We start from the raw sequence: 6,813 nt of genomic DNA on the forward strand, positions 1-6,813 counted from the left end.
GATACGATGAATCCTATGGCAGCATTTCAGAAACCCCGTCCTCAACGGAAGTCTGAGGGGAAAAGGTTCGTACGTCCCCAAATCAAAGGGAAATCTAAACCTATTATCAAGTCCCGGCCATCTGTGACCGAGGCTTCCCCAAAGTCTCCTAAAGAAGACCCCAAAGAGCGATCGCCCGAAAGCGTTGAGGACGCTAACCCCGATTTAATCTATGGACTCCATCCGGTGCTGGCCGTCCTCAAAGGGGAACGGCATATTAATCGCGTCTGGATTACAGCCAAAATGAGGTATGATTCTCGCTTTCATACTCTCCTAAACCAGGCCAAGAGCAACGGAACCGTAATTGATGAGGTAGACTATCGACGACTCGACCAAATTACCGATCGCGGGAATCATCAAGGGGTTGCCGTTCAGGTGGCTCCTTATCAATATATAGAGTTGTCCGATCTGATCGCAAGGGCAAAGGAAAAAAACCCGAATCCAGTCTTAGTTATTGCTGATGGTATTACCGATCCCCATAACTTAGGGGCAATGATTCGCACGGCTGAAGCGGTGGGATCTCAGGGACTCGTGATCCCCCAACGGCGAGCAGTGGGGATCACCTCCACAGTAGTCAAAGTGGCAGCCGGATCTTTAGAATCTTTTCCGGTTTCTAGGGTTGTCAATTTGGCTAGGGCCTTGGAAGAATTGAAAGCATCAGGGTTTTGGATTTATGGAACCGTTGCCGAATCCGGAGAAGCTCTCCATAGAGTCAACTTTTCGGGAGCGATCGCCCTGGTCATTGGTTCAGAAGGTAGTGGTTTGAACTTACTCACTCAACGCCATTGTGATTTTCTCATTTCGATTCCTCTGCAAGGCAATACCCCTAGTTTGAATGCTTCCGTGGCTGCGGGTATGAGCCTTTACGAAATCTACCGGCAACGGTGGACTGCCCCCTTAGATATGTCTGGTCATTAGAGGAATTGCCAAAATAAATTTCACCATGTATAACAAAATGTAAAGAAATCCGATCGCAGCTCAATAGCGTCCGTTTACCCTTATCGTCCATCGGCAGAGTCAATAGGCAGGCTAGTAATGAATAACTTCAAAGACTTGTTAGTGAATACCCAAAACTTCCTTGGTTTCGCCTACTGGATAGAAATCAAAACTCAAACTCCGGCTTGTACTTACTACTTCGGGCCTTTTCAGAGCCAAGAAGAAGCAGAACTTGCTCAACAAGGCTATGAAGAGGATCTCAAAGCTGAAGCGGCTCAAGGCATCACTAGCACGATTAAACAATGTAAACCCGAATCCCTAACTATCTTTGAAGACTTGGGGGAGATTAATGGTCAGCAGACTCCTGCCTATAGTGGTTAACCAGAAAACCCAGAGCAATAGGGGTGGCTCCTATTTCTCTTCAGATGCTGACCTTAAATGTTTCCTAGAGCTACAGGATTGGGCCGATCTGGGTTAATCCCTGAGAGGCTAACCAATCATCAATATCGGCTAAAACGAGGTTGGGGACTTCCCAAGGAAATAGATGGGCGGTTTCCGGATAGCAGTGCCATTGGCTTTTGGGTAGGCTCTCGGCAGTTTCCCAACTGGAATCGGCCGTAATATGGCAATCTTGGGCCCCAGCCAAAACTAAAGTAGGACATTGAATCTCAGAGAGAGCTTCTCGGCGATCGTAGCGCTCTCTCAGGGCCCGATTGAGGGCGCGGTTGGCCGCCCCAGAAGTGGAGAGATAGGCCCTTGTGCCTTCTTGGGCTAGATAGCGGTAAGCTTGGGGTGTATGTTGGCGGATTAAATAGCGAAAGAGCGATCGCCGCCCAAAGCAGTTAATATTCCATTCCCATCCCGGTTTGATGCCATTGAACAGCGCCGCGATCCCTGCATATAGATCATCCACCCAGCTCACTGGCGGATGATTTCCACGGGGTCTAGCCGCCGTGGCCACCAGAATTAAGCCCTTCACCCGTTGCGGATACCTAAGAGCCAATTCCATTGCTAGAATGCCTCCTAAAGACCATCCCAAGAGCAAAAACGGGCCAATCTCTAACCGCTCCAATAACATCTCTAGATCGGTTAAATGATCGACCAATTCAAACTCCCCTCCTGCCGGGGAACGGCCATACCCGCGCAAATCTGGGGCGATCGTCCAAAACTGCTGAGACAGGCGATCGGTAAACACGGACATCGAGCCACTTGTACCCGGATGACCGTGTAAACACAAAATCGGGAACCCTTTCCCCTTCAACTCCACAAACAACTCCTGGCTCATGAGACAATCTGAAACTCCCGCAATGCAGGGACAAAATTATGATTTTCGTGGCTCGGACGACTGAGTTTAATTAAAGCAAAACGTTGGGCTAGAGTGAGTTTCGCCCATTGTTCTAGAGTCAAATCAACCCCCACACTCTCCGCCTTCTGTGCGACAACCGTTGGTATTACCGTTGCATCCATCCAAGGGGGATCTGGCTCAATATCGAGATCCTTGGGAAAGTTTCCCGTTTTGGCAAAAATCAACTCTCGCAACCCTTGCCGATAGGCCTGCTGCTCCTCCAGAGTCTCACAAGGTGCAGCCATCAGCCATTCTCTCTCCTCTACCGTCAATTGATGCCAATGGGTTAACTTAAGCTTCACCCCACAAGTATCGAGTTTCATCCGTACCTGCATGGGAATACAGCGCAGGTCTTGCACAAAATCGGCTTCAAACTGGAAGAAGGATAGATTTTCGCCCTGATTATCACTCATCAATCCTCTGTCGATCTATTTCTCTACAGAGTTTAGCAAGTTATAGCCCTTGTGCGATCGCAGGGAAGCATTCGCGCTTCGCGTTTCCCGTTTCACGCAAGATTCGGAGATGATCGAGATTGCTTCATTCCGATTATTGCCGTCGAACTTTACGGAATCTTTAAATTGGGGCAATTTTTGTGAAGAGTCAATAAAGTATCAAAAAAAACTTGCAGTCCCCTGTAAGTTCCGTTAATGTAACGGTATAGATTAAAAAGGTTAGCAGACTGACCTACAGAAAAATAACTAACTCATTTAGATTAAGCAAACAAAAAAGGAGCAAGTGACATGAAAAAACTCATCAAGTCTGCTTTAACCGTAGGCATGGTTACCACGAGTGCAGCAGCGATTAGTGTTGGCTTTGCTGGAAATGCCAAAGCTGCAACCCTTGATTTTGAGGGATTTAGCAGTGGTGAAATTATCTCTGGTGATGCTTTTAGTGATTTAGGTGTTATTTTTGATCAAGATCTAGAAGTATTTACTGGAATTGGTGTACTTCCTCAATCGGGAATAAATACAGTCTCAGATGCTGCAAGCTTGGGAGGAAATCTTAGTGGTTTCTTCACAACAGCAGTTGATTTCATTTCCGTCTTTGCAGGTGATAACGGTGGTGACACTGATACAGTAACGCTTCTGGGTTTCGATGAATTTGATAACCTTGTGGCTTCTGATACTTTCACTGACCTAGCAGCACAAACTCTATCTATATCCGGTTCTGGTATCACTCGATTTGAAATTAACCAAGTTGGACTGATAGCTATTGATGACTTTACTTTCAACCCCACAACCCAATCAGTTCCCGAACCCTCACTCCTACTGGGAAGCTTGATGGCACTAGCAGCAGGCGCTACAGGCTTGAAGCGTAAGCGCTAGGTCTCATATCAAGTCCGGTTAAACAGTTGTCATTGCGACCGCAGGGAAGCAATTATGATGTAGGGGCGAACGACCGTTCGCCCCTACAAGTTTTGTAAATATACTAGAAGGTGACTTACCATAAAGGTAATTATTCAACTACTCACCAGAGGACATTGAGCCATTCCATGACCAAAACTGCACTGATCACAGGAGTTACCGGACAAGATGGTTACTACTTGAGCCAATTATTATTAGGGAAAGGATATCATGTGGTGGGCTTAGTCTCTCCTCAACGACAAAAAAATGTCTCTAAACTGGGAGAGTTAGCCGAACAGATCGAGATTTATCCTGTGGAGTTAACGGATAGTCAAGCTCTGATTGAGATGGTTGAAGCCAAGCATCCCGATGAAATTTATAATCTCGCTGCTCCTAGTTTTGTTCCCGCTTCTTGGGATGACCCGTTAGGGACATTAGACTTGGTGACGGGAACAGCTACGCGGCTATTAGATGCGGTACGCCAAGCCAATTTAAATACCCGATTTTATCAAGCCAGTAGTTCGGAAATGTTTGGGGATGTGCGCTGCTCTCCCCAGGATGAAGAAACGGCATTTCGCCCTAAAAACCCCTATGCAGCAGCTAAACTTCATGCCCATTGGACAATGGTACATCACCGGGAAAGGTATGGTTTATTTGCTTGTAGTGGCATTTTATATAACCATGAATCTCCCCGCCGACCGAAAAATTTTGTTACCCGTAAAGTGTCTTTAGCAGCCGCTTCGATTAAGTTGGGTTTGAAAGAAAATTTAGAGATGGGAAGTTTAGAAGCGAAACGAGATTGGGGCTATGCTGGCGATCATGTGGATGCGATGTGGCGAATGCTGCAAGCGGATGAACCGGAAGAGTATGTAATTGGGACGGGAAAGCTCCACAGCGTTCAGGATTTGGTGGCTGCGGCGTTTGCTTGTGTGGATTTGAATTGGGAGGATTATGTAACGATTAATCCGAAGTTTTTGCGCCAAGATGAGCATTTCCAATTGGTGGCTAATCCAACCAAAGCAAAGACGAAATTGGGGTGGAATCCCCAGGTGAGTTTTGAACAATTAATTGAGAAAATGGTACAGCATGATTTAGAGTTGTTAGAACGTGGGGGGATAGGGGGATAGGGAGATGGGGGGATGGGGAGATCGTCTATTACCTATTACTTATTAACTATTACCATGGATATATTTGTGTTTTTGGAGATCTTTAGCTTGGAAGGGGGTATCCAATCCTATGTTAAAGATATTTTGAGCAGTTATTCGCAATTGTGCGCTCAACACCCGGAGCAAAGGGCTGAAGTTTATCTGTTGCGAGATAAAGCGGGATGTGATAATCCGTTTGAGGGTAAACCGGGTCTGAAGTTTTATTATTTCAAAAAAGAACAAGCTTGGTTAGGTCGCACCCACTTAGCGAGTACGCTGTTTCTCCATTTGCTGCAAAAACGACCCCATCGGGTGTTTTGTGGCCATGTGTATTTAGCGCCCTTGATCCAAATCTTATGTCAACCTTTGGGGATTCCCTATACGGTTTTGACCTATGGTAAGGAAGCGTGGGAGCCTTTAGCGCCTAAATATCGCAATGCATTGGCCAAAGCTGAATGGATTTGGACGATTAGCCGCTATAGTCGGGATCAGACGAGTGCGAATAATAACCTCGATCGCCAGAAATTTGAATTGCTCCCTTGTGCGATCGATGGAGATGCATTTACCCCAGGGCCAAAAAATCAGGAGTTGATACAAGGTTACCAGTTGGAGAAAGCTAAGGTGCTGATGACGGTTGCTCGGTTGTGGAGTGGGGATATTTATAAGGGGGTGGATGTGACGATCCGAGCGCTGCCGAAAATTGCCCATGCGATCGCAGATGTGAAGTATTTGGCGATCGGTCGGGGAGACGATCGCCCCCGGTTGGAGAAATTAGCAGAAGATCTAGGAGTGAGCGATCGCGTCGTATTTGCAGGGTTTGTCCCCGATGAGGCCTTGGTCGATCATTACCGTCTCGCAGACGCTTATATTATGCCCTCCCAAGAAGGATTTGGCATTGTATATCTTGAAGCGATGGCTTGTGGTGTTCCCGTGTTATCTGGGGATAATGATGGTTCCGCCGATCCCTTACAGGATGGTCGTTTGGGCTGGCAAGTGCCCTACCGAGACCCGGAAGCGGTAGCAAAAGCCTGTATCGAAATTCTGCAAGGAGGCGATCGCCGTTGTGACGGTTCTTGGTTACGGGAACAAGCTCTAGAAGGGTTTGGAAAACCGGCCTTTAGCCAACGGTTAGCTCAACTGCTCCATCACTGACAATTGGGTAACTGAGCCATTATCCTAGAAGAGGACAGACCCCAAAAGGAGGCGATCGTGAACTTAGACGGCTGGAAAAAACTTCAGATTAACCTATCCGGTATTGGCTTTTGGTTAGCCATTTTTGGGGGAGTTTGGCTGTTAGGATCGGTAGGTTTGGGTTGGATCGTTCATTCGATTCTAATTCTGATTGTCTTATTGGCGATCGCCCCTGTTGTTCTCCTCATTGGGTTGCGTTGGTGGTTGCAACGAAACCTAATTGAGTCCTCCTGTCCCGTTTGTCAGACCTCATTTCCCGCCTTAAATAACACTCAGGTTCGCTGTCCCGGTTGCGGGGAACCCCTACAAGCTGCTTCTGGCAAGTTTACCCGACTGACTCCCGATGGCACAATTGATGTCGAGGCGATCGATGTCTCTGTACAGCAAATTGAAGATAGAGGAAGTTAGGGATATTTATATCCAGTCCGGTGAAACACCACAACTAAACCTCTAGGGAGCGAGACGCTCCCACTCCAGTAATATCAACAGATTCCAGAAGTGCGGGCATCTTGCCCGCTTCTCTTTTCCCATTTTCATATCAAGTTCGCTTATTCATGTCCGCGAAGCGGAAATACCCTAATTAAAAATTTAGGGAGCAAGATGCTCCCACTCCAGTCATACAGCAATTTTCGCTGCTATGCGGTACATCTCGATCCCCCCAACCCCCCTTTTTAAGGGGGGTAGTAAAAGTCCCCCTTTTTAAGGGGGATTTAGGGGGATCTGTCTGGCTATACCTCACAAGATCGCGAAGTGCTGTATCAAAGAATTCGAGGAGTGCGGGCATCTTGCCCGCTTCTTAACAAATTTTCATGTC

Annotated in this window: 8 protein-coding genes; 6 read left to right on the forward strand and 2 right to left on the reverse strand. The window is 47.1% G+C overall.

The genetic code is table 11. The features are described 5' to 3' along the window. Positions 1–6 precede the first annotated feature (6 nt). Positions 7–957: a 23S rRNA (guanosine(2251)-2'-O)-methyltransferase RlmB gene (rlmB, locus tag PMG71_RS04430; protein ID WP_430540990.1), complete on the forward strand. Its 951-nt coding sequence runs from the start codon at positions 7–9 to the stop codon at positions 955–957. Positions 958–1,074: 117 nt separating this feature from the next. Beyond that, positions 1,075–1,356: a DUF1816 domain-containing protein gene (locus PMG71_RS04435; RefSeq protein ID WP_283752435.1), complete on the forward strand. Its 282-nt coding sequence runs from the start codon at positions 1,075–1,077 to the stop codon at positions 1,354–1,356. A gap of 70 nt (positions 1,357–1,426) precedes the next feature. On the opposite strand, the gene PMG71_RS04440 is transcribed toward PMG71_RS04435, so the two are convergent. Beyond that, positions 1,427–2,260 (reverse strand): alpha/beta fold hydrolase, encoded by an 834-nt coding sequence (locus tag PMG71_RS04440; protein ID WP_283752436.1) that lies wholly within the window; start codon positions 2,258–2,260, stop codon positions 1,427–1,429. Next, positions 2,257–2,733, reverse strand: coding sequence for a nitrate reductase associated protein (locus tag PMG71_RS04445; protein ID WP_283752437.1), 477 nt, complete (start codon positions 2,731–2,733; stop codon positions 2,257–2,259). The genes PMG71_RS04440 and PMG71_RS04445 overlap by 4 nt, the downstream gene beginning before the upstream one ends. A 327-nt stretch (positions 2,734–3,060) precedes the next feature. On the opposite strand from PMG71_RS04445, the gene PMG71_RS04450 reads away from it, so the two are divergent. The 4 genes from PMG71_RS04450 (at position 3,061) to PMG71_RS04465 (ending at position 6,407) form a co-directional block, all read left to right on the forward strand. Beyond that, on the forward strand, positions 3,061–3,645 hold the full coding sequence (locus tag PMG71_RS04450; RefSeq protein ID WP_283752438.1) for a PEP-CTERM sorting domain-containing protein: 585 nt from the start codon (positions 3,061–3,063) through the stop codon (positions 3,643–3,645). Positions 3,646–3,812: 167 nt separating this feature from the next. Continuing rightward, the gene (locus PMG71_RS04455) at positions 3,813–4,790 is read left to right on the forward strand and encodes a GDP-mannose 4,6-dehydratase (RefSeq protein WP_283752439.1); all 978 of its coding nucleotides are present in this window, start codon (positions 3,813–3,815) and stop codon (positions 4,788–4,790) included. A 54-nt stretch (positions 4,791–4,844) separates the two neighbouring features. Beyond that, the gene (locus PMG71_RS04460) at positions 4,845–5,960 is read left to right on the forward strand and encodes a glycosyltransferase (protein WP_283752440.1); all 1,116 of its coding nucleotides are present in this window, start codon (positions 4,845–4,847) and stop codon (positions 5,958–5,960) included. Positions 5,961–6,017: 57 nt separating this feature from the next. Continuing rightward, entirely contained in the window at positions 6,018–6,407 is a 390-nt protein-coding gene (locus PMG71_RS04465; RefSeq protein ID WP_283752441.1) for a PDDEXK family nuclease, read from the forward strand. The last annotated feature ends 406 nt before the right edge of the window (positions 6,408–6,813 follow it).

Source organism: Roseofilum acuticapitatum BLCC-M154 (genome assembly GCF_030068475.1).
GTDB classification, from domain to species: Bacteria; Cyanobacteriota; Cyanobacteriia; order Cyanobacteriales; family Desertifilaceae; genus Roseofilum; species Roseofilum acuticapitatum.